22 protein-coding genes and 1 tRNA gene are annotated in these 21321 nt (G+C 62.1%); 9 read left to right on the top strand and 14 right to left on the bottom strand.

All coding sequences use genetic code 11. From position 1 onward, the window contains the following. Positions 1-72: 72 nt before the first annotated feature. From AC1ECK_RS35520 to AC1ECK_RS35530, 3 genes are read left to right on the top strand one after another with little or no spacing between them, the layout of a single operon-like run. Complete coding sequence (locus AC1ECK_RS35520; protein WP_480327778.1) at positions 73-918, top strand: FTR1 family iron permease; 846 nt, start codon at positions 73-75, stop codon at positions 916-918. Continuing rightward, positions 915-2339, top strand: coding sequence for a 4Fe-4S binding protein (locus AC1ECK_RS35525; RefSeq protein ID WP_480327780.1), 1425 nt, complete (start codon positions 915-917; stop codon positions 2337-2339). Before AC1ECK_RS35520 ends, AC1ECK_RS35525 begins: the two co-directional genes overlap by 4 nt. Before the next feature lie 35 nt (positions 2340-2374). Further along, positions 2375-2782: a GlcG/HbpS family heme-binding protein gene (locus AC1ECK_RS35530; protein ID WP_480327782.1), complete on the top strand. Its 408-nt coding sequence runs from the start codon at positions 2375-2377 to the stop codon at positions 2780-2782. Between the two features lie 306 nt (positions 2783-3088). On the opposite strand, the gene hemP is transcribed toward AC1ECK_RS35530, so the two are convergent. From hemP to AC1ECK_RS35550, 4 genes are all read right to left on the bottom strand, one after another. Further along, the gene (gene hemP / locus AC1ECK_RS35535) at positions 3089-3355 is read right to left on the bottom strand and encodes a hemin uptake protein HemP (protein ID WP_480327784.1); all 267 of its coding nucleotides are present in this window, start codon (positions 3353-3355) and stop codon (positions 3089-3091) included. Between the two features lie 128 nt (positions 3356-3483). Then, complete coding sequence (locus tag AC1ECK_RS35540) at positions 3484-3963, bottom strand: SRPBCC family protein (RefSeq protein ID WP_480327786.1); 480 nt, start codon at positions 3961-3963, stop codon at positions 3484-3486. Positions 3964-4050: 87 nt separating this feature from the next. Beyond that, on the bottom strand, positions 4051-4449 hold the full coding sequence (locus AC1ECK_RS35545; RefSeq protein WP_480327788.1) for an OsmC family protein: 399 nt from the start codon (positions 4447-4449) through the stop codon (positions 4051-4053). 199 nt (positions 4450-4648) lie between these two features. After that, on the bottom strand, positions 4649-5521 hold the full coding sequence (locus AC1ECK_RS35550; protein WP_480327790.1) for a pirin family protein: 873 nt from the start codon (positions 5519-5521) through the stop codon (positions 4649-4651). A 123-nt stretch (positions 5522-5644) separates the two neighbouring features. Here AC1ECK_RS35550 and AC1ECK_RS35555 point away from each other — a divergent pair, with 123 nt between their 5' ends. Next, positions 5645-6652: a LysR family transcriptional regulator gene (locus tag AC1ECK_RS35555; protein ID WP_480327792.1), complete on the top strand. Its 1008-nt coding sequence runs from the start codon at positions 5645-5647 to the stop codon at positions 6650-6652. Between the two features lie 462 nt (positions 6653-7114). On the opposite strand, the gene AC1ECK_RS35560 is transcribed toward AC1ECK_RS35555, so the two are convergent. From AC1ECK_RS35560 to AC1ECK_RS35595, 8 genes are all read right to left on the bottom strand, one after another. Beyond that, positions 7115-7534 carry an ExbD/TolR family protein gene (locus AC1ECK_RS35560; protein WP_480327794.1) on the bottom strand — a complete coding sequence of 140 codons (420 nt, stop codon included), beginning with the start codon at positions 7532-7534 and terminating at the stop codon, positions 7115-7117. Between the two features lie 15 nt (positions 7535-7549). Continuing rightward, on the bottom strand, positions 7550-8281 hold the full coding sequence (locus AC1ECK_RS35565; protein ID WP_480327796.1) for a MotA/TolQ/ExbB proton channel family protein: 732 nt from the start codon (positions 8279-8281) through the stop codon (positions 7550-7552). 57 nt (positions 8282-8338) lie between these two features. Next, a complete protein-coding gene (locus tag AC1ECK_RS35570; protein WP_480327797.1) occupies positions 8339-9073 on the bottom strand; it encodes an energy transducer TonB in 735 nt (244 codons plus the stop codon). Positions 9074-9310: 237 nt separating this feature from the next. Next, positions 9311-9547 carry a (2Fe-2S)-binding protein gene (locus AC1ECK_RS35575; protein ID WP_480327798.1) on the bottom strand — a complete coding sequence of 79 codons (237 nt, stop codon included), beginning with the start codon at positions 9545-9547 and terminating at the stop codon, positions 9311-9313. Positions 9548-9767: 220 nt separating this feature from the next. Next, positions 9768-10691 carry a glutamate racemase gene (gene murI / locus AC1ECK_RS35580; RefSeq protein ID WP_480327799.1) on the bottom strand — a complete coding sequence of 308 codons (924 nt, stop codon included), beginning with the start codon at positions 10689-10691 and terminating at the stop codon, positions 9768-9770. Positions 10692-10780: 89 nt separating this feature from the next. Next, positions 10781-11260 carry a bacterioferritin gene (gene bfr, locus AC1ECK_RS35585; protein ID WP_480327800.1) on the bottom strand — a complete coding sequence of 160 codons (480 nt, stop codon included), beginning with the start codon at positions 11258-11260 and terminating at the stop codon, positions 10781-10783. Between the two features lie 214 nt (positions 11261-11474). Then, positions 11475-12998: a fumarate hydratase gene (locus AC1ECK_RS35590; RefSeq protein ID WP_480327801.1), complete on the bottom strand. Its 1524-nt coding sequence runs from the start codon at positions 12996-12998 to the stop codon at positions 11475-11477. Between the two features lie 55 nt (positions 12999-13053). Continuing rightward, a complete protein-coding gene (locus AC1ECK_RS35595; protein ID WP_480327802.1) occupies positions 13054-13608 on the bottom strand; it encodes a TIGR00645 family protein in 555 nt (184 codons plus the stop codon). Positions 13609-14174: 566 nt separating this feature from the next. Here AC1ECK_RS35595 and acs point away from each other — a divergent pair. The 4 genes from acs to AC1ECK_RS35615 all read left to right on the top strand — a co-directional run bounded on the left by acs (position 14175) and on the right by AC1ECK_RS35615 (position 19022). After that, a complete protein-coding gene (gene acs, locus AC1ECK_RS35600) occupies positions 14175-16157 on the top strand; it encodes an acetate--CoA ligase (protein ID WP_480327803.1) in 1983 nt (660 codons plus the stop codon). 238 nt (positions 16158-16395) lie between these two features. Next, positions 16396-16803 (top strand): DUF4212 domain-containing protein, encoded by a 408-nt coding sequence (locus AC1ECK_RS35605; protein WP_480327804.1) that lies wholly within the window; start codon positions 16396-16398, stop codon positions 16801-16803. Positions 16804-16807: 4 nt separating this feature from the next. Further along, a complete protein-coding gene (locus AC1ECK_RS35610; RefSeq protein ID WP_480327805.1) occupies positions 16808-18826 on the top strand; it encodes a sodium:solute symporter family protein in 2019 nt (672 codons plus the stop codon). Between the two features lie 105 nt (positions 18827-18931). After that, positions 18932-19022: transfer RNA gene (locus AC1ECK_RS35615), tRNA-Ser, on the top strand. A gap of 287 nt (positions 19023-19309) precedes the next feature. Here AC1ECK_RS35615 and AC1ECK_RS35620 read toward each other — a convergent pair. Both AC1ECK_RS35620 and AC1ECK_RS35625 read right to left on the bottom strand, forming a co-directional pair. Beyond that, entirely contained in the window at positions 19310-19684 is a 375-nt protein-coding gene (locus AC1ECK_RS35620; protein WP_480327806.1) for an aegerolysin family protein, read from the bottom strand. A 178-nt stretch (positions 19685-19862) separates the two neighbouring features. Further along, positions 19863-20228: an aegerolysin family protein gene (locus tag AC1ECK_RS35625; RefSeq protein ID WP_480327807.1), complete on the bottom strand. Its 366-nt coding sequence runs from the start codon at positions 20226-20228 to the stop codon at positions 19863-19865. Positions 20229-20714: 486 nt separating this feature from the next. Between AC1ECK_RS35625 and AC1ECK_RS35630 the strand changes: the two genes are divergently transcribed. Beyond that, positions 20715-21065: a hypothetical protein gene (locus AC1ECK_RS35630; RefSeq protein WP_480327809.1), complete on the top strand. Its 351-nt coding sequence runs from the start codon at positions 20715-20717 to the stop codon at positions 21063-21065. The last annotated feature ends 256 nt before the right edge of the window (positions 21066-21321 follow it).

Below are 21321 nucleotides of genomic sequence, written 5' to 3' on the forward strand. Positions count from 1 at the left end.
GCTGAGCGAGTCAGGTGGCAATGGATCTGGGTGCGGCCGCAAGGCGTCCGCTCAAGCAGTGGGAGAAGTTCGATGGGTCAGGTGTTGTTCATCGTGTGGCGGGAGAGCGTCGAGGCGCTGCTGGTCGTCGGCATCCTGTATGCGTGGCTGAAAAACGGCGACGATGACGCGCGCCGCGGCTTGCCGTATTTGTGGGCGGGTGTCGGCGTGGGCATCCTCGCGGCGATCGCGCTCGGCGCGGCGCTGATCGGCTTTACCGAAGTGCTGTCCGGCGACGCGCAGGACTATTTCCAGACCGCGATGGTGCTGGTCGCGTGCGTGCTGATCGTCCAGATGGTGCTGTGGATGAAGCAGCACGGCCGCACGCTCAAGCGCGACATGGAGCAGTCGCTGCGACAGAGCACGCGCGATTCGAACTGGTGGGGCATTGCCGTGCTGGTCGCGCTGGCGATTGCCCGTGAAGGCAGCGAGACGGTCATCTTCCTGTATGGCCTCGGCTTCGGCCAGTCGGGCCACGTGGACGGCGGCCAGATGCTCGCCGTGCTGATCGGCCTCGGCCTCGCGTTCCTGACCTTCTACGTGCTGCAACTGGGCGGCAAGTTCTTCTCGTGGCGGGTCTTTTTCCGCGTCACCGAAATCATGCTGCTGTTCCTTGGCGCGGGCCTGTTCCAGACCGGCGTCGACAAGCTCATCGACAAGGAAATTCTGCCCACGCTGGTGGATCAACTGTGGAACACGTCGGCGCTGCTCGATGACTCGAGTACCTTCGGTTCGCTCGTCGCCACGCTGACCGGCTATCGCGCTCATCCAGCGCTGATGAATCTGATCGCCTATGCGGTGTACTGGGGCGTCGTGTACCTGCTGGTGCGCCGGGCCAGCCGGCGGCCGGCTCGGCAGGCGGCAGGGGGCGCAGCATGAGCGGAGCGCTCAAGCGCTCCAGTAACGGCTCCCGCCACCCCGGCCGGCTCACTGCTGCCGGCCAGTGGATGCAGCGCCATGGCGGGCTGATTCGCGGCATCCAGTGGGTCGTCGTAGCCGTCTATGCGTTCCTGATTCTGGTGCCGGCGTTCTCACCGCTGCCCGATGAAACGGCCCATCTGTGGGACAACCTGACGCTTGCTGCGCAGTTCGTGTTCTGGGGCATCTGGTGGCCGTTCGTGCTGCTCTCGATGGTGATGCTCGGCCGCGTGTGGTGCGGCGTGCTGTGCCCCGAGGGTACGCTCGCCGAACTCGCCAGCAAATTCGGCCGTGGCTGGGCGATTCCTCGCTGGATGCGCTGGGGCGGCTGGCCGTTCGTCGCCTTCGGTCTCACCACCATTTACGGCCAGATGGTGAGCGTCTACCAGTATCCAAAGGCCGTGCTGCTGGTGCTCGGCGGCTCGACCTTCGCCGCCATCGTGATCGGCTTGCTCTATGGGCGCGAGAAACGCGTCTGGTGCAAATACCTGTGCCCCGTCAACGGGGTCTTTTCGCTTCTGGCGCGGCTCGCGCCGTTTCACTACAAGGTCGACGAGGACGCGTGGCGCCGCTCCTACACAGAGGGCGAACACGGCCATCGCGTGATTCCTGTCAACTGCGCGCCACTGGTGCCGTTGCGCAACATGAAGGGCGCTGCGGCGTGCCATATGTGCGGCCGCTGCAGCGGTCACCGCGATGCGATTGCCTTGACGTGGCGCGCGCCGTCGTCGGAAGTGGTGGAACTCGGCGACCGGCAGGCCAGTGCATGGGATACCGCGCTGATCCTCTACGGCTTGCTCGGCATCGCGATCGGCGCGTTTCATTGGAGTGCGTCGACATGGTTTGTCGACCTGAAGATGTTCCTCGCCACCTGGCTGGTGGATCGCAATATCACCTGGCCGCTCGACACCAACGCGCCGTGGTTTCTGTTCACGCATTACCCTGAGCAGAACGACGTATTTTCGTGGCTCGACGGCACGCTGGTGATCGGCTATATCGTCGCCACGGGGCTGGTGTACGGCACGAGCCTGCTGGCGCTGATGATGGGCGCAACCCGCGCCTTGGGCCGCTTTAGCGCCGTGCGGCTGCATCATCTCGCGCAAGGGCTGATTCCGCTGGCGGGCGCCGGCGTGTTTCTCGGGCTGTCGGCGACCACGTTGTCGCTGCTGCGCGCGGAACATGTCCCGCTGTGGTGGGCCAGCGACCTGCGCCTCGCTATTCTGGCCGTGGCCAACCTGTCGAGCGCATGGCTCGCGTGGCTCGTCACACGGCGTTACAGCGCGCGCCTTTTCCAGCGCGGTCTGGCGATGGTATGGTTTATTGCCGCACTCGCGGTCGTCGATAGTGCGTGGTGGCTGATGTTCTGGGGCTGGACACGCTAGCGGCGCGTTGTGTTCCAGAGACGAAGAGGCTGCCCGTGAGAACCAAACCTGCACTGACTGACGAAGACGTCAAGAAAATGGCCGCCGCTGCCGAAGCGCACGCGCTGGCCAACCAGTGGCACGTGACTGTCGCGATCTTCGACGACGGCGGTCATCTGCTCTATCTGCACCGAATGGACGACACGGCGCCCAGCACCGTCGAAATGGCGATCGGCAAGGGCCGCACGGCCGTGCTCGGGCGGCGCGACACCAAGGTCTACGAAGACATTATCAAGAACGGCCGCACCGCCTTCCTCAGCGCGCCGCTGGTGGCGATGGTGGAGGGCGGCGTGCCGGTTGTCTTCGAGGGCGAGGTGGTGGGCTCGATTGGCGTGTCCGGCGTGAAATCGGAGCAGGATGCGGCCGTGGCACGCGCGGGCATCGCGGTGCTGGAAATCGCCTGAGCCAACCGGGCATCCAGCCAGGCGACAGGCGCTTGCGATAACCGAAGCCAGAAGCACGAAAGTCGTGGGATGTTGTCATCGCCACGGCTTCGTCGTACCACTCGTTCAAGCGTTGCTATTGTCGCGACGTGCGCTCATGCGCCTGTCCGCATTGGGTGAGAACCAAAAAAACGGCCTGGCTTGCTGCGACGGCTGGCTTGGTGTGTTGCACGAAGGGGTCTAGATCTCGCGTGCAAGCCGTCGTGGCTGGCTAATGCCCAACACCTCTCGAAGAGGTGGTCCCCACAATACCCGGTAGATGCCTCGTTACTTGGTCAGAATCAGCTTGCCGAGGCGCGTGGCCCGCAACTGGTAGGTTTCGCCGTTATGCACGATGTTGACGTGGCTGCGGCCTTGCAGCAGGGTCTCGCTGCGGACCGCCGGCGCAGCGGTTCCTGCTGCCGCCGCTGCGGAACTGCGTTCAACCGGCTGCCTCGGTGCGGCGGCGGTGGTGCTGGCTTTCGGACGGCTGGTTAGCGCAGCGGCCGCCGGGCGGCGCAGGCTAAGCGTGGAAGAGCGCGTGAGGTCGTTCATTCGTTCCGTCGGTTTGTTGATTCGATGGAGTGATTCTAAATGATAATCGTTCCTATTTACAAGATCGCCAAATTCATCGGATTAATGTTTCGATAGCCGCCGCCCCGTAGCCCGCAGCCCGCCGACGCTCAATGCAGCGCGCCGGACTCCTTGCCTTGCACGTACTGGCGAATCAGCCGCACCGTATCGATATCCGACTCGCGGTATGCCGACTTGACGATCTCCTGTGTCTGGCGGGCGTCTTCATCGTCGGAGACGGGCAGTGTGGTGCTGTACTCGAAGCGCAGGAACAGTTGCAGTTCGTCGGGTTGCTCGATCGTCATCGTGAGCGAACCGCCCACATACGTTTCGGTAGCGAGGATGTCGTAGCGCACGCTCTGGTTGGGCTGTAGCGTGACACGGTCGCGCACCGTCACCTGGCCGTAATGCAGCTCGCGCTCGAGCGTGTTCTCGGTGCGCGACAGGATCGTGCACGTGTCAAGCCCAAGCACGAAGAGTTGCGGCTGTTCGGCGCGCAGCACGAGGCCTTCCCACAACTGCTCGCGAGTCAGCTTTTCAACGAGCGGATTCAGCGGGTCGTTGATCTGGATAAGGTGTTCGAAATTCAAAACGGAGGCTTCCTCTTTTGGGGGCGCGCTTTTGGCGCAGCGCCATATGCAATGTTTCCGTATCTGTCAGGCGCGCCCTCTGGCAAATCAGGCAACCGCGAGTCCCGTGCGGATCGAGATCGGATGCGTCAGGATCTTGTGGACCGGGCACGCATTGGCGATCTGCAGCAGACGCTCGCGCTGCTCATCGGTCAGCTCGCCTTCCAGCACGATCTGCCGGTCGATCGTCGAGCCTTCTTCTCCGGTCGCCATCGAGAGCGTGACGCGTACGTCGGCGAGCGGCCAGCCTTTGCGTTGCGCATACATTTTCAGCGTAATCGAGGTGCAGGCGCCAAGACTCGACAGCAAGATCGCCACCGGGCTCGGTCCGCGGTCGCCGCCACCTTGCGACGCCGGTTCGTCGGCGAGCCACGTATGCTTGCCGTCGTCGAGAAGCACCTGAAAATTCGTCGAGCCGATGTGGGCGGTGACGGTGGACTCTGCCATGCGCGCTCCTGAACAGGGACGGGGTTCGCCGCGCGGCGCAGCGAGCTACGGCGCGCGGCACGAGCCGCTATTGTGAACGAAATCGTCCGGCTTCGCGCCGCACGCGTCATGGCGCCGCGAGGCTTGTCCAGTCAGTGCGGCGTGCGGCGAGCCTGCGCGAGGTGCAAGCCTGTTGCCGCTTGCCGCGGACAGGCATGCTTCAGTGAGTAATCTGTCCCATGCGGCCGGCCTGGTAGTCGGTCACGGCCTGGCGAATCTCGTCTTCGGTGTTCATCACGAACGGACCGTAGCGCACCACCGGTTCCTTCAGCGGCACGCCGCCCAGCAACAGTATCTCGAGCGGTTCGTCACCGGCAGCAAACGTCACGGTATCGCCGTCGTCGCCGAACACGACCATCTGCTGCGCGCCGATTTCGCGGCCTTCCTCGCCGTAGAGGCCCTTACCCGACAACCCATAAGCGAACACCCGGTAGTTGGCCGGCACGGCATGCACGATCTTCGCGCCCGGTTGCAGCGTGAAATGCTGATACAGGATCGGGGTACGGGTTTCGATGGCCGCCGCCACGCCGAACGCTTCGCCCGCGATCACCTTGACGCTGACCTTGCCGTCAGCGGAGGTCGCAACCGGAATCTGCGCCGACGGCATTTCCTGGTAGCGCGGCGCGATCATCTTGTCGCTGCGCGGCAGGTTCACCCACAATTGCAGGCCGTGGACGCGGCCACCGGTACGCACGAACTCCGGATCGGGCATTTCGCTGTGGACGACGCCGGCGCCGGCGGTCATCCATTGCACATCGCCGGCGCGCAGCGTCCCCGAGTGGCCGGCCGAGTCCTTATGGCCGAACTGGCCCTCCAGCACGTAGGTGACAGTCTCGAAGCCGCGGTGCGGATGGTCCGGTGCGCCCTTGGCTTCGCCGGGGGCGTAGTCGATCGGGCCCATTTCGTCGAGCAGCAGAAACGGGTCGAAGTCCATCAGCATGCGGGTTGGAAACGGACGGTGGACGATAAAGCCGCCGCCTTCGGTCGTGCGAACCGCCGGATACGTGCGTTCGATCGTGCGTGTCGAGCTCATCAAAAGTCACCTTGAAAAATGGGGAATAGCGTTATTTCTGAAACATAGAGCTATTATAGGGACCGTTTTTCGAGGTGCCAGCCACCGTCACGCAATGGATTGTTCTATTCATGGAACGATGAGATGAAGATCGATTCGCATAATCTGAACGACCTGATGTACTTTTCCCAGGTCGTCGAGCACGGCGGATTTTCCGCCGCGGAGCGGGTGCTGGGCATCTCGAAATCGCGCCTGTCGCGACGTTTGACCGAGCTGGAGGCGTCGTTGGGCGTGCGCCTGCTGCAGCGCTCCACGCGCAAGCTCGCGCTCACCGAGGCCGGGCAACTTTTCTACCAGCATTGCCAGGCGATGCTCTCGGAAGCGCAGGCCGCCGTCAACGTGGTGCAGCAATTGCGCTCGTCGCCGCGCGGCACGGTGCGCGTGAGCGTGCCGGTCACGATGTCGCAGACGGTGCTGTCGCAGATCCTGCCGGAATTCATGCACCGCTATCCGGAAGTGCGGGTGGTGATGCGCGTGACCAACCGCGTCGTCGATCTGTTCGAGGATTCGATCGATGTTGCATTGCGGGTGCGTTCGGAGCCGCCCGAAAACGCCAACATCGTGGTGCGGCCGTTGTGGCGCACGCAGCAGATGCTGGTGGGGGCGCCGAGCCTGCTGCAACAGAATGCCCCGCCGCTGTTGCCGGCCGACCTGGCCCGCTTCGAGACGCTCGACACGCCGACCACCGACGGCCGCCACGTGTTCCAGTTGATCGCACCGGACGGCACGCGCCACGCGCTGGAACACGAGCCGCGCCTCGTGAGCGCCGACCTGATGATGATCCGCGAGGCGGTGCTGGCGGGGGTCGGCATCGCCGCGCTGCCCGAAATGATGTACGGCGCGGCGCTGCGCGCGGGCCAACTGTCGCCGGTCATGCCGGGCTGGACGCTGCCTTCGCCGCAGCTCTACGCGGTGTTCGTGTCGCGCCAGGGCATGGTGCCCGCGGTGCGTGCGTTCGTCGACTATCTGGTCGAGATGCTGGACCCGGATACCGGCAAGCACATCATGGACGAATGCCCGACGGCTGCGGAAAAGCGTAAAACGCGGGAACGCAGCCCGGCTGCGCAGGTTACCGCGCCGGCGACTGTGTAGAAGGCCCGTTGTCCAAGCTTTTATGCAAGCGTGTGCAAGCACCGGCAAGCATGAAAGGGCACTTTGCAAAGAAGCGAGTCATCCTGCATGACCGCGTTCAATTCAAGCGGCGTCATATCGTTTTGGCATTTAAACGCGGCCAGCGATGAGTACTTTCAATGGGCCTGTGCTTGAACCTCTGCGCCGACAGGCTTATAGTGAAATCCCTTCGCTAAGGAGTCTCTTACGCGAAAACTCATGGCCGCTATCATAGCGAGCCTGATAGGGCTGATCGCGCTGTCCGTGTCGACCACGGCTGTCGCATGTGGAGTCATTCGCTACTCATCCGATAGCGGGTGATCTCGCCGCCCGAAGGCGCCGAGTGCGCACCAAAAAAGGCCTTCATCCGACGATGAGGGCCTTTTACTTTATGCCCTCAGAACAAGGGCTTTTTGCGTCCCGCGAGGTAGTGCGCGGCGTGCGCTAGCGGCTCACAGGTTGCGTCACGAAGCCGATCTTCGTGAGGCCGCCGGCCTGTGCCGCCGACATCACTTCGGCCACCTTTTCATAGGCGACCTTGCGATCGGCGTTCAGATGCAGTTCCGGTTGCGGGCTCGCCTGTGAGGCCTGGGCGATCTTCGCACGCAGCTCGTCGTCGCTGACCTTCTGTTGATCCCACAGCACGGTGCCGTCGGCTTCGACCGACACATTCACCTGTACCGGTTTGGTCTCTTCTTTCTGGCTGCTCGCGTGCGGCAGATCGATCTTGACTGCGTGACGGATCACCGGAATCGTCACCATGAAAACGATCAGGAGAACCAACATGACGTCGACGAGCGGTGTCATGTTGATTTCGTTCATCAGGCCGTCGTCATCGTCGCCGGCGAAGGGGCTCATTCCCATCGGAGTCCTCGCTGATCAGTTGGCGCGGGTGGCGAGGCGCAGGCCGTCGCCGCGCCTGGACGACGACAGGCGCGCGCCCGTCACGAAGAACGCATGCAGGCCGTGAGCAAAGCGGTTCAGCTTGGTGACGATCGCCTTGTTCGCACGGGTCAGCGCGTTGTAGCCGAGCACCGCCGGAATCGCGACGAACAGGCCAAACGCGGTCATGATCAGCGCTTCGCCAACCGGGCCGGCCACCTGGTCGATCGAGCTCTGGCCGCTCGCGCCGATTGCCAGCAGCGCGTGATAAATGCCCCACACCGTGCCGAACAGGCCGACGAACGGCGCGGTGCTGCCGATCGACGCGAGGATCGCGAGACCGCTCTGCATGCGCGCCACGCTGTCGTCCATGGTGTCTTTGAGGCAGCGCGTGATCCAGTCCGACACGTCCATGCGGTCGTGCAGATGCGGTTGCGTCTGATGGTGGTGATCCGCGGCTTCCTGGCCCGATAGCGCGAGCGCGAGAAACGGGTTGCCCTGTGGGGCCGAGGTGCCGGCGCCGAGTTTCTTCACGCCATCGGAGAGGTCGTCCGAATGCCAGAACGACTGCTCGGCGTTTTTCGTCAGGCGCTTGAGACGCATCACGTTCCACGCCTTGATGACGATCACGCTCCATGAGAGCACCGACATGATCAGTAGCGCGAGCGCGATGCCGCGCGTCACGAAATCCCCTTGTGCCCAGACGTGGGCCAAACCGTAGTTCTGCATTGCTATTCCTTTTTTAAAATCCGTTTGAGCCGCTCAAGCGTTCGCTGATCCGCGCGCTCAGTCGTCCAGGCCGAACTGGTATGGCTGGGTGTAGGCGGCCCGGACCGGCGCGCCGTTTTCCACATAAGGCTTGCAGGTGCTCGCGCGGACGGCGGCGAGCGCCGCGTCGTCGAGACGGTCGAAGCCGCTGCTCTTTTTCAGCTCGATATTCTCGAGATTGCCGGTGAGGCCCACGACGAACCTGACGTAGGCGGTACCGGTTTCACCGCGGCGTCGCGACAGGGCCGGGTAGTCGGGCTTCGCGATATTGCAGTCGAGATGCGCGACGTTCTTCGGCGCGCTGATCTCCAGCGTCGGTCGGCCGATGGCGGGCGCCGCGGCGGTAGCCGGCGCCGCAGGGGCAGCGGGCGCAGGCGGTGCGGCCTGGGCGGCGGCGGGTGCGGCAGGCGAGGGCGCGGCGGCTTGCGGCAACGGCGTGGGCTGCGGCGCCGGGGTGCGGCGCGCCTGCACCTTCGGCTTCGCGTGCGGGACGGGCGGGGTCGGCTTGGGCGGCGGCGGGGCGATCGATTGCAGCGCCGCCGGCGCCGCTACGGGCGCGGGGCTCAACAGTTCGGCGGTCATCGTGCGCGATTCGAGCGGGCGAACCGGCTCATCGTTGCGCACGCTGAGCACGACCGCAAGCAGCGCGACGTGGATGGCGGCAACCGCAGCGGTCGCCGTTACGGCGCGGGAATTCATACGGCTGGCAGGCGCCGGCGCGAGGCCGGCCGGGACGGTATGCGAGGCGCGCATGTTAGCGCAACCGCGCGCCGTCGATACCGGGACGAAGCAACGTCATTTTCGGAATATCAGCAGCGAAATGCACAGTGTGGTCACGAAACCAATCAGCAATTCCATCTCGAACTCCTGTTACGGGGTGAGCGGTAGCTGGCTGGTACGTGTACTGGCTTGCTGACGGCAGTGGACTAAAGCGTGAAGCGCTTGGCGCCAGGGGCGCTGGAGGCACGGCGGAGCGCCGTGCCGGCAGGATCAGGCGGCTTTGCGTTCGTAGAACGTAACCGGCACCGGATGCGTATGATGCTCGACGCCGCAGCGGCTCGCGCACACGCCGCTTTGCGCCATCACGTCGCGCACGGACTCTTCGCACTTGCCGCAGCACATGGCGACGCCCAGTTCGAACTGGAGTTCTTCGAACGAGTCGACGCCTTCCGCGATCGAGGCACGGATCTTCCGGTCGGATACAGACTTGCAGACACAGACAATCATAGTGGTGCGCAATAGCTAACGTTAATGCGAATTATTATCATTTTGTTTGATGCGTTTGGCAAGCGCCCCGTGGGAATTTTTGTAACAAAACCAGACTGTTAGCAGGGATACTGCAATTTGGAGTGGGGTCGGATGAGGGGCGAGGCTGGCGCGGCCGCCAGGCGAGCGCGCCGCAGCAGCGAAATGAGCGCCCGCTAAGTGAGCGCCTTAAGCAACCGCCCTAAGCGGCCTGGGAGTCAGCCGCGAGGGTGCGCCGCGACGGGATGACCACTTGCTCCACCGGCGCCTCGATCTGGAGGAGGGTGGCGGCAAGCTGCTGCAGATGCGCGCCATCGCTGGTCGAGCAAAATCGGGGCAGACCGACGGCGCTACCGGTCGCAGCGCGCAGGCCGTGCTGGTCGAGCACGCGCTCCAGTTGCCGGGCAATCGCCACGCTCGTGTCGATCAGCGTCATGCGCTCGCCGACGATATCGCGGATCGCCGCATCGAGAAACGGGTAGTGCGTGCAGCCGAGCACCAACGTGTCGGCGCCGGCATCGAGCATCGGTTGCAGATAGCTGTTGAGCAGCGCGCGCAATTCGGCCGAGCCGACGTCGCAGCGTTCGATGGCCTGCACCAGTCCGTGGCCGGGCTGGCAGAGAAAGCGGCAGTCGGCGGCGTAGCGTTCCAGCAAGGTCTGGAAACGGGCGCTACGCAGCGTCACCTGGGTGGCGAGCACGCCGGCCACACGCGTTTTCGATTGCTGGGCAGCCGGTTTGATACCCGGCTCCACGCCGATCAGCGGAATCGGCAAGCGCTCACGCACCAGCGCGATGGACTGAGCTGTCGCCGTGTTGCAGGCCACCACCAGCACCTTGGCGCCCTGCCTGACGAGCCATTGGCCGATCGCGAGCGTGCGGTCGGCGATAAAGTCGTCGTCGCGTTCGCCATAGGGCGCGTACAACGAGTCGGCCACATAGATGATCGCCTCGTCCGGCACCTGCGCGCGCACCGCTCGCAGCACAGACAGGCCACCCAGGCCCGAGTCGAACACGCCCACTGGAGCATGAGCCGCCGGAGCCGCGGACCGCGGCTCGCCGGCGGCGTAAGACGCGGGTGCGCTAAGGGGCGAGCTAAAACCTGCGTCTGACGAGGCAGTATGCATGGGAGCAGTCACGGGAGCGGGCAAGGGGACGAGCAGGAGCAAACAATCGAGCCCGTGCAATATATCTCAGGTTGCACAGGCTATGCCGCTTAGGACTCGACCGAACCCATGCCGGATTGCTGGTAGTTCTGGATGCCGACCTTGTCGATCAGGTCCAGTTGCGTTTCCAGCCAGTCGATATGTTCTTCTGTATCGTCGAGGATTTTCACGAAGATCTCGCGCGAGATGAAATCGCGGACTGATTCGCAATACACGATTGCTTCCTTGCAGGTGCTCTGCGAAATCTGCTCGAGCTTCAGGTCGCATTCGAGAATCTCTTTGGTTTCCTCGCCGATCAGCAGCTTGTGCAGGTCTTGCAGGTTGGGCAGCCCGTCCAGCATGAAAATGCGTTCGATGAGCCAGTCGGCATGCTTCATTTCGCCGATCGATTCGTCGTACTCATGCTTGCCGAGTTTCTCGAGTCCCCAATGCTTGTACATCCGCGCATGCAGGAAGTACTGGTTGATCGCAGTCAGTTCGTTCTTCAACTGAGCGTTCAGATATTCGATAACCTTCTTGTCGCCTTGCATGAGTTTTTCCTTGTGGGACTCTGAATTTCGATTTTCAACAACAATAAACGCCTGACCCGAAAAAGCCAAGGATCGAAGCATTTTTTGACACACGCCCCGTGGCGAGTCACGGGTTGCCCCTACAGATTCTTACGAGCCGCCGCCCGGTCAAATGCAAAAGCCGGGACCGTAGGCCCCGGCTTTCGTCAGCAGACGCTGGGCGTTGAAACGGGGTTTAAGCCGTTGCGACCGGAATCTTGCCGATCTTCGCTTGCCATTCCTTCGGGCCGGTCTGGTGGACCGAGGTGCCGTTCGAATCGACGGCAACCGTGACCGGCATGTCCTGCACGTCGAACTCGTAGATGGCTTCCATGCCGAGGTCTTCGAACGCCAGCACCTTGGCGCTGCGGATCGCCTTCGAGACGAGGTAGGCCGCGCCGCCCACGGCCATCAGATAAGCGGCCTGGTGCTTCTTGATGGCCTCGATGGCGACCGGGCCGCGCTCGGCCTTGCCGATCATCGAAATAAGACCTGTTTGCGACAACATCGTCTCGGTGAACTTGTCCATTCGCGTGGCGGTGGTCGGGCCAGCCGGGCCGACGGCTTCGTCGCGCACCGGATCGACCGGGCCGACGTAGTAGATCACGCGGTTGGTGAAGTCGACCGGCAGCTTTTCGCCCTTGGCGAGCATGTCGGCGATGCGCTTGTGTGCAGCATCGCGGCCAGTCAGCATCTTGCCCGACAGCAGCAGCGTCTGGCCCGGGGTCCACGAGGCGACTTCTGCCGGCGTCAGCGTGTTCAGATCGACGCGCTTGCTCTTTTCCGTGTCCGGCTCCCACTGCACCTTCGGCCATGCGTCGAGCGACGGCGCTTCGAGCCTGGCGACCCCCGAGCCGTCCAGCGTGAAGTGCGCGTGACGGGTCGCCGCGCAGTTCGGGATGATGGCGATCGGCTTGCTCGCGGCGTGCGTCGGCGCGGCCATGATCTTGACGTCGAGCACGGTGGCGAGGCCGCCGAGACCTTGCGCGCCGATGCCCAGTGCGTTGACCTTCTCGTGCAGTTCGATGCGCAGTTCTTCGATCCAGTCCTTCGGACCGCGGGCGATGATGTCCTGAATGTCGATCGGATCCATCAGCGATTCCTTCGCCATCACCATCGCCTTTTCAGCGGTGCCGCCGATGCCGATGCCGAGCATGCCCGGCGGGCACCAGCCGGCGCCCATGGTCGGCACGGTCTTCAGGATCCAGTCGACGATCGAGTCCGACGGGTTGAGCATGGCGAACTTCGACTTGTTCTCCGAGCCGCCGCCCTTGGCTGCGACCTGCACGTCGACCTTGTCGCCCGGTACGATCTCGTAGTGGATCACAGCCGGAGTATTGTCTTTGGTGTTCTTGCGAGCGCCTTCCGGCGGGCTCACGATCGAGGCACGCAGCACGTTGTCCGGGTTCAGGTAACCGCGGCGCACGCCTTCGTTGATCATGTCGGTGACGCCCATCGTCGCTCCGTCCCAACGTACGTCCATGCCCACCTTCACGAACACCGTGACAATGCCGGTGTCCTGGCAGATCGGGCGCTTGCCTTCGGCGCACATGCGGCTGTTGGTCAGGATCTGCGCGATGGCATCTTTCGCCGCCGGGCTCTGTTCGAGCTCGTAGGCGCGGCCAAGGGCCTGGATGTAGTCGAGCGGGTGGTAATAGCTGATGTACTGAAGCGAATCAGCGATGCTCTGGATCAGATCTTCCTGTTTGATGACGGTCATGGCTAGCTCAGTGGGGACAATGGCGTTTGTTGTACTGATCGCATGGGCTGCGCGCTCAGTCTTGCGCCTTCAGGGGAGTGGAAACGGATTGCGCTACAGCCGGCTCATGGAAATGCGCCGGGTGGGTATGCGTGGTCAGCCGGTCGACCACGGCCATCACGACCGCGGACAGCAGGAACGCCAGGTGGATGAGCACCTGCCACATGATGGTGTGGGTCGAATTCTGGTCGGGGCTGATGAAGGTCTTCAGCAAGTGGATCGACGAGATGCTGATCAGCGCCATCGACAGCTTCACCTTCAGCACGCCGGCGTTCACGTGATCGAGCCATTCGGGCTCGTCCGGGTGGCCTTCGACGCCGAGACGCGAGACAAAAGTTTCATACCCGCCGATGATCACCATGATCAGCAGGTTCGAGATCATCACCACGTCGATCAGGCCGAGCACGACCAGCATGATGTTGGTTTCGTCGAGCGTCATCGAGGCCGTGACGAGGTGCCAGACTTCCTTGAGGAACAGGACGACGTAGACGCCTTGCGCGACGATCAGGCCGAGGTAAAGCGGCACCTGCAGCCAGCGGCTCATGAAGACGACGGCGGGCAGGGGGCGCATCGGGCGGCGCGTTTTACCGGCGGAATCGGGGCGCGGAGCGGACATAGGCAAGAATCAGGGCGATGAAATCGGGTGGTGCGCGATTTGCCTGGAAACCAGGCAATGGCGCAAGCAAGCGCGCGGCAGGCGCGCTATTGTACAGCGACACTCGGGTTTACCTCGTGGAGACAGGCGATCGTGCCGGCCATGCTGGAATCGGGCCGGCCAGTTCAGTTAGCATTGTAAAAGGGCGCGTACGAGACCGTCTGCGCCCAGCGGCGAGCCCGCGAGCCCGCCGCGGCGGCACGCTCACGGCCAGGCGGGTAGCATCCCGCTCTGTGAGGCCAGCGTAAGTGGCCGGTAAGTTGCAACGTTTATCGTGGTAGATGAACGGGTTGATCGTTGGACCACGGGCATGCTGCAATGCGACATGCGGGTTCGGCGGTTGACTGCGCAGGGAGTGAAGGCCCTGCGCGAGGGTTGGAGACAGGCGCTGCGCGTAATGGCGAGGCAGCGTCACCATGACATGGCGTGCCATCGGCACGTCAGCACAGGATTTACGTTTCATCTTCACCAAGGGGTAGTCGATGTCTGCGATTGAATCGGTTCTTCAGGAACGCCGCGTTTTCCCACCTTCCGCTGAGGCAATGGCGGGTGCGACGATCTCCGGCATGGACGCGTACCGGGCGCTCGCCGCCGAAGCGGAACGCGATTACGAAGGCTTCTGGGGGCGTCTTGCCAAAGAGACGCTGAGCTGGCACAAGCCCTTCAGCAAGGTGCTCGACGAGTCGAAGGCACCGTTCTATACGTGGTTCGAGGACGGTGAACTGAACGCCTCGTATAACAGCCTCGACCGCCATGTCGAAGCCGGCCACGGCCAGCGCACCGCGATCGTCTTCGAAGCCGACGACGGCACCGTTACCAACGTCACTTATCAGGATCTGCTGCAGCGGGTGAGCCGCTTTGCCAACGCGCTGAAGAAGCGCGGCGTGAAGAAGGGCGACCGCGTGGTGATCTATATGCCGATGTCGGTCGAAGGCGTCGTCGCCATGCAGGCTTGCGCGCGGATCGGCGCCACGCACTCGGTCGTGTTCGGCGGTTTCTCGTCGAAGTCGCTGAACGAGCGCCTCGTCGACGTGGGCGCGGTGGCGCTCGTCACGTCAGACGAACAGATGCGCGGCGGCAAGGCGTTGCCGCTGAAGAACATCGCCGATGAAGCGCTGGCGATGGGCGGCTGCGAAGCCGTCAAGAGCGTGATCGTCTACAGGCGGACCGGCGGCAAGATCGCATGGCACGAAGGCCGCGATCTCTGGATGCATGAGATTACCCAGGGCGAGTCGGAGCAGTGCGCGCCCGAGTGGGTGGGCGCGGAGCATCCGCTGTTCATCCTCTATACCTCGGGTTCGACCGGCAAGCCGAAGGGCGTGCAGCACAGCACCGGCGGCTATCTGCTGTGGGCCGCGCAGACGCTGAAGTGGACCTTCGACTGGAAACCCACCGACGTGTTCTGGTGTACCGCCGACATCGGCTGGATCACCGGTCACAGCTACATCGCGTATGGGCCGCTGACGCTCGGCGGGACCCAGGTGGTGTTCGAAGGCGTGCCGACATATCCGAACGCGGGCCGCTTCTGGGACATGATCGCGAAGCACAAGGTCTCGCTGTTCTATACGGCGCCTACCGCAATCCGCTCGCTCATCAAGGCCGCGGAAGCCGACGCGAAGATTCACCCGAAGAGTTATGACCTGTCGTCGCTGCGGGTGATCGGCACGGTCGGCGAGCCGATCAATCCGGAAGCATGGGTGTGGTACCACGAGAACGTCGGCGGCGGGCGTTGTCCGATCGTCGATACGTGGTGGCAGACCGAGACCGGCGGTCACATGATTACGCCGCTGCCCGGCGCGACGCCGCTGGTGCCGGGTTCGTGCACGCTGCCGCTGCCGGGCATCATGGCGGCCGTGGTCGACGAGACCGGTCAGGATGTGCCGAACGGGCAGGGCGGGATTCTGGTGGTCAAGCGCCCGTGGCCTTCCATGCTGCGCAACGTGTGGGGCGACCCGGGCCGCTACAAGAAGAGCTATTTTCCGGAAGAGCTCGGCGGCACGCTGTATCTCGCCGGCGACGGCGCGGTGCGCGACAAGGAAACCGGCTACTTCACGATCATGGGCCGCATCGACGACGTGCTCAACGTCTCGGGCCACCGGCTCGGCACGATGGAGATCGAGTCGGCGCTGGTGGCCAATCCGATCGTCGCGGAAGCGGCGGTGGTGGGGCGTCCCGACGACACGACCGGCGAGGCCGTGTGCGCGTTCGTGGTACTGAAGCGCTCGCGTCCGGAAGGCGAGGAAGCGGTGAAGATCGCCAACGAACTGCGCGCGTGGGTCGGCAAGGAGATCGGGCCGATCGCCAAGCCGAAGGACATCCGCTTCGGCGACAACCTGCCGAAGACGCGCTCGGGCAAGATCATGCGCCGCCTGCTGCGCTCGCTGGCCAAGGGCGAAGCGATTACGCAGGATGTGTCGACGCTGGAGAACCCGGCGATTCTCGATCAGCTTGGCGAGTCGCTTTGAGGTTTCAGGTTTGAGCCTCGGAGGCGAACCGCTGGGTTGAGTTGTCCAGTGGACCGGGAAACCGGTTGAGGCATCCGAACGACGGCGCATCATTCGATGCGCCGTTTTTGTTTGGCGAGCGTTCGCTTGCCGCTACATGGCTTGCCGCCGAGTACCGGCGGCGCTCGCCAGGATTCGCGTAAGCCAGCGCGCGGACAATCCCGATTGCCTGCCCGGTGCCTTTTTGATAAACAGGCGCATGGCCGCGCCACCTACCCCCTCGCAACCCGCGCTTCACACGCCTGTCGAACCGCCACCGGTCTCGGCGGCGATGGCGCGCGCGCATCGCCGCTACTGGCACTATAACGTCGTGTCGATCGGCGTGTTGATGACGCTCGGGTTCCTCGTCTCGTTTGTCGTGCCGCTCGCCGCGCCTACGTTGTCGAAGGTGCGCTTTGCCGGTTTCAGCCTGCCGTTCTACGTTGGCGCGCAGGGTGCGATTCTGATCTACGTGGGCTTGATCGTCGTCTATATCGTGCTGATGCAGCGGGCCGACCGCATCCTGCAACGCGCATTCGATGCGGATGCGCGTGCCGACGCTCACGCCAACGCTTACGCGAGCGCAGATGCGAGCGCGGCGAGTTCGGCCGCCGCGCGCGGAAACTGAACCGATGACGCTCACGCATCGGCTTATCCGTTCATACGCGTTCTACACGCTGGGCTTTCTGGCCTTTATCTATCTGATGTGGCGCATCGAGCAGGTGACCGGGCCGGGCGTGTGGATCGGCTACGTGTTCCTGTTTGTGCCGATTGCCGTGTATGCGGTGATCGGCCTGCTGTCGCGCACCTCCGACCTGGTGGAATACTACGTCGCGGGACGGCGCGTGCCGTCGGCCTTCAACGGCATGGCGACGGCGGCCGACTGGCTTTCCGCGGCGTCGTTCATCGGCCTCGCGGGTTCGATCTATGCAACCGGCTACGACGGTCTCGCGTATCTGATGGGCTGGACCGGCGGCTATTGCCTGACCGCCTTCCTGCTCGCGCCGTATGTGCGCAAGCTGGCGCGCTACACGATTCCTGATTTTCTCGGCACGCGCTTCTCGAGCAACGCGGTGCGCGGACTTGCCGCGCTGGCGGCGATCCTGTGCTCGTTCGTGTATCTGGTGGCGCAGATTCAGGGTGTGGGGCTGATTGCAACGCGCTTTATCGGCGTCGACTTCGCGGTGGGGATCTTCTGCGGCCTCGCGGGCATTCTCGTGTGTTCGTTTCTCGGCGGCATGCGGGCGGTAACGTGGACCCAGGTGGCGCAGTACATCATCCTGATTGCGGCGATCCTGATTCCGGTCTCGATGATTGCGCATAAAGACGGCCTTGGCTGGGTGCCGCAATTCAACTACGGGCGCCTGATGACGCGCGTCGAAACGCTGGAACGTCAGGTGCGCAACTCGCCGCAGGACCAGAGCGTGCGAGGGAACTACAGCGTGCAGGCGGCGCAACTGCAGACGCAGATCGACAAACTGCCGCAATCGTTCGTTGACGCGAAACAGCAACTGATCCAGCAGGTCGCGGATTTGCGGCGGCATAACGGCCCGCTGCGCGAAATCAACACGCGTGAGCATGAGCTCGAAGGGTTCCCGCGCGATGCGGACGCCGCGAAAATCGTCTGGACGCAGCAGCGTGAGGCGTTGCTGATGCGCGCGTCGTCGCCGGTGCCGATGGCCGAGCCGTTTCCAGCGCTCAGCGCCGAAGACCGGCAGACGCACGAGCGGAATTTTCTGTCGCTGCTGCTGTGTTTGTCGCTGGGCACGGCGAGCTTGCCGCATATTCTGACGCGCTATAACACGACGACGTCAGTGGCTTCGGCGCGGCGCTCGGTTGGCTGGACGCTGCTTTTTGTGGCGCTGTTTTATCTGACCGTGCCGGTGTTGTCGGTGCTGATCAAGTACGAGATCCTCACGAATCTCGTGGGTCATCCGTTTGCCGATCTGCCGCAGTGGCTGACACAGTGGCTCAGGATCGAGCCGAACCTGATTAGCGTGGCCGATACGAATCGCGACGGCATCGTGCAATGGAGCGAGATCCAGATGCAGCCGGATATGGTGGTGCTGGCGGCCCCGGAGATTGCAGGGCTGCCGTATGTGATGTCGGGGCTGATTGCGGCAGGGGCGCTGGCGGCGGCGCTTTCCACGGCCGACGGTCTGCTGCTTACGATCGCGAATGCGCTCTCGCACGATGTCTACTATCACATGGTCGATCCGGCGGCATCGAGCCAGCGCAGGGTGACGATCTCCAAGATTCTGCTGCTGGGGGTCGCGCTGTTTGCTTCGTATGTGGCCTCGCTGAATACAGGGAATATTCTGTTTCTGGTGGGGGCGGCGTTTTCGCTCGCGGCGTCCAGCCTGTTTCCGGTGCTGGTGCTGGGCGTGTTCTGGAAGCGCACGACCCGGCGTGGCGCGGTGGCCGGGATGGTGGCGGGGCTCGCGGTCTGCATCTACTACATCGTTTCGACGTATCCGTTTTTCACGCAGTTGACGGGCTTCGCTGGGGCGAGGTGGTTCGGGATCGAGCCGATCAGTTCGGGTGTATTTGGGGTGCCAGCGGGCTTCCTGGTGGCGATCGTGGTGAGTCTCGTGGATCGCAAGCCGGATGCTTATACGCGGGCGCTGGTGGACTATATCCGCCATCCGTGAGTTGCTCGGATGGCTGCCTGGCGGGCGTTTGCGCGATGTTTGCGGGGCGTTTTCGGGCAGGGGTGGCGCGGGGCCCAGAGTTTGCTATATAATTCGGCTCCCGCCGGAGAGATGGATGAGCGGTTTAAGTCGCACGCCTGGAAAGCGTGTATAGGTTAATAACCTATCCGGGGTTCGAATCCCCGTCTCTCCGCCAGATATGAATGATAAGCCGTTGAATCTAGAAGGATTCAACGGCTTTTTGTTCTGGCGAACCACATGCTGACTATCAAATCGATTGCGCGTGTCTGACGATCGTTAATCAAGTCAACTTGCGGTTCTCGCACTCAAAGGAAAGCCCCGGCTTGTCGGTCCTTTTTTGTCCGCTCGTTTGTCACACCGACTCGTAGGGAACATCGACCACGGTGACTTTCTTTGCACGTATCCGTTCGATCCCAGCGGGCGCACGATCAATGCCGTCAACCCGAAATCCGTTTCTTGAATCTATTCGCCCACGACTGTGTAGGTGACGCTTGCGTTGTCGCTGTTGTCGCCGCTGTAGCTGGCTTTCAGCTCGGGCGCGCTACACGTAAATGCGTACGAGTTTGGGCCCGTGAACGGGTTGTCCCAATACGCCCTTACGGTATCTAGAGTAGGATTTCCTTGCCCTATGAAAATGAATTGGTAGTTAAGGCTGCCTTCGGTGCCGCCCAGAAAGCCGTCGGAGACGGTCTCCCATGTCCCTGTGCCACCCGCTTTTATAAGTTCCGGTGGATATTTTTTCCATTCTCCGTGCAGAAGACGAATCGTGCTGGTGATAAGTCGAAAATCGAAAGGGGTATAATTGTGAAGTGTGGCGGTAACACTGCGTGCAGGCATTATTCTCTCCAATTTGAATTTCCGACTGGTGTAATATTGGATAATAAATTATGGGGAGTTGGTGTGATCCAGTCGGGCGCAACCATGTGCATGATGATAATTGAAAAATAATTGATTTTGGACTCTTATGCATGCCCGTGGATGTGTATTACGGGCATGCGCCGATCAGCTATTAATCTTATTGGCTGCTGATGGTGTAAGTGACCTGTGCGTTGTCTCCTTCACCGCCGCTATACCCGGTTTTCAGCGCAGGAACGCTACAGCTAATCGAGTACCCGTTTCCGCCGATATAAGGATTATCCCAGTAAAGCTTTACAGATTCTATCGAGGTCCCTTTGTAGATAAATTGATACCTCAGGCTACCCTCGGTTCCGGTCATGAAGCCATCGGAGTCGGACTCCCATTGCCCGGTGCCGCCGGCGAGAATAGTTGCTGGCGGATACGTTTGCCACTCTCCATGCGCCAGATTAATCGAATTTTCGTCAAGGAGTAAATCGTAACTAGTGTTGTTTTTAAAGGTGACGCTAACGCTGCGTGCAGACATGTCATACTCCAATTGGTGTTCTCGGTTGCCAGAATGCTCGATGGATAATTTGGATAAGCTGGGTATGTCTGGTTTTTCGTGATGTGATGTCTCCTGTGATTTGATGAGTTATTTTTTCCTTGCTTCGATTTTTGGTTTGCGTGTTGAGTTGAATATATGATGGAGATATTCTCGGAAGCAACCTGTCAACTTTAGCAGGCCGCTGGAATCGCCTCGCTGTGCGCAATTATTGCCGATTCTTTGAGCGAATAGCCGGACCCCGGAAATACCGGTACCCAGCTGGAAAATCGGTCGGTGAGGTAAAAAATGCGAATTTCGGGTTATTTGATTTTAATGGTTGATAGCTTGTGTGCATGGCGGCACGAGCTTTACATGCTCGAAAATTCCGGAGGCGGACAAAATATTGTCTTTATCGGACTTACTTTGGAGTGAACTGGGATAATCGCATTCTGTTATACATTTTTTGCCAGCCGACTTGGAGTTGCGATGCAAGGACAACAGGGGCAGGCACCCGTGTATCGCCCTTCAAGTTCAGAAATGGAGTCGATCCTGCTTGACCTGGTCTGGGGCGAGCGAGGTGCGATTGGGCCGGCCCTTCCTAACTTCGCCTGCCCGTCATTGCAGTTCACCAGCCTGAGGGACGCCGAGGCGTGGTCTCGACGCTATGAATATGGGAACCCTGCCGGCCCGGCGGTGACGCTAGGCCCGACGGAAACTACCGGTACGATCATTGATTTCAAAACCGAGGGGCCAATCGATCATGCCGTAGTCGCCGCGCTTGTCGGGGCACTGCGTGTTCGTATTCAGGGGCTGCTCATCACGCTTCGATTTCCATGACGAAGACTTCGGCTTTGAGCTGAACCACCAGCGAGTGGCGATCGGTCATGGGGAGACGATGCAAATGTCTACTCTCGCAAGTATCGCAATGGCTACGGCCCTTCATTCAGGAACCCCTTACAGACAGTGCAGGTAGACATCGAAACGCCGGGACCAGCCGGATCTCCCGCTAGCGGACCGTGTGGTGGCAGCCATTGCGGCGTTCATGAAAAAATCAACGACGGCTCAGTGCTAGCCTCGTTCGAAACGTTCGCCC

Source organism: Paraburkholderia sp. SSBN10T (assembly GCF_056619545.1).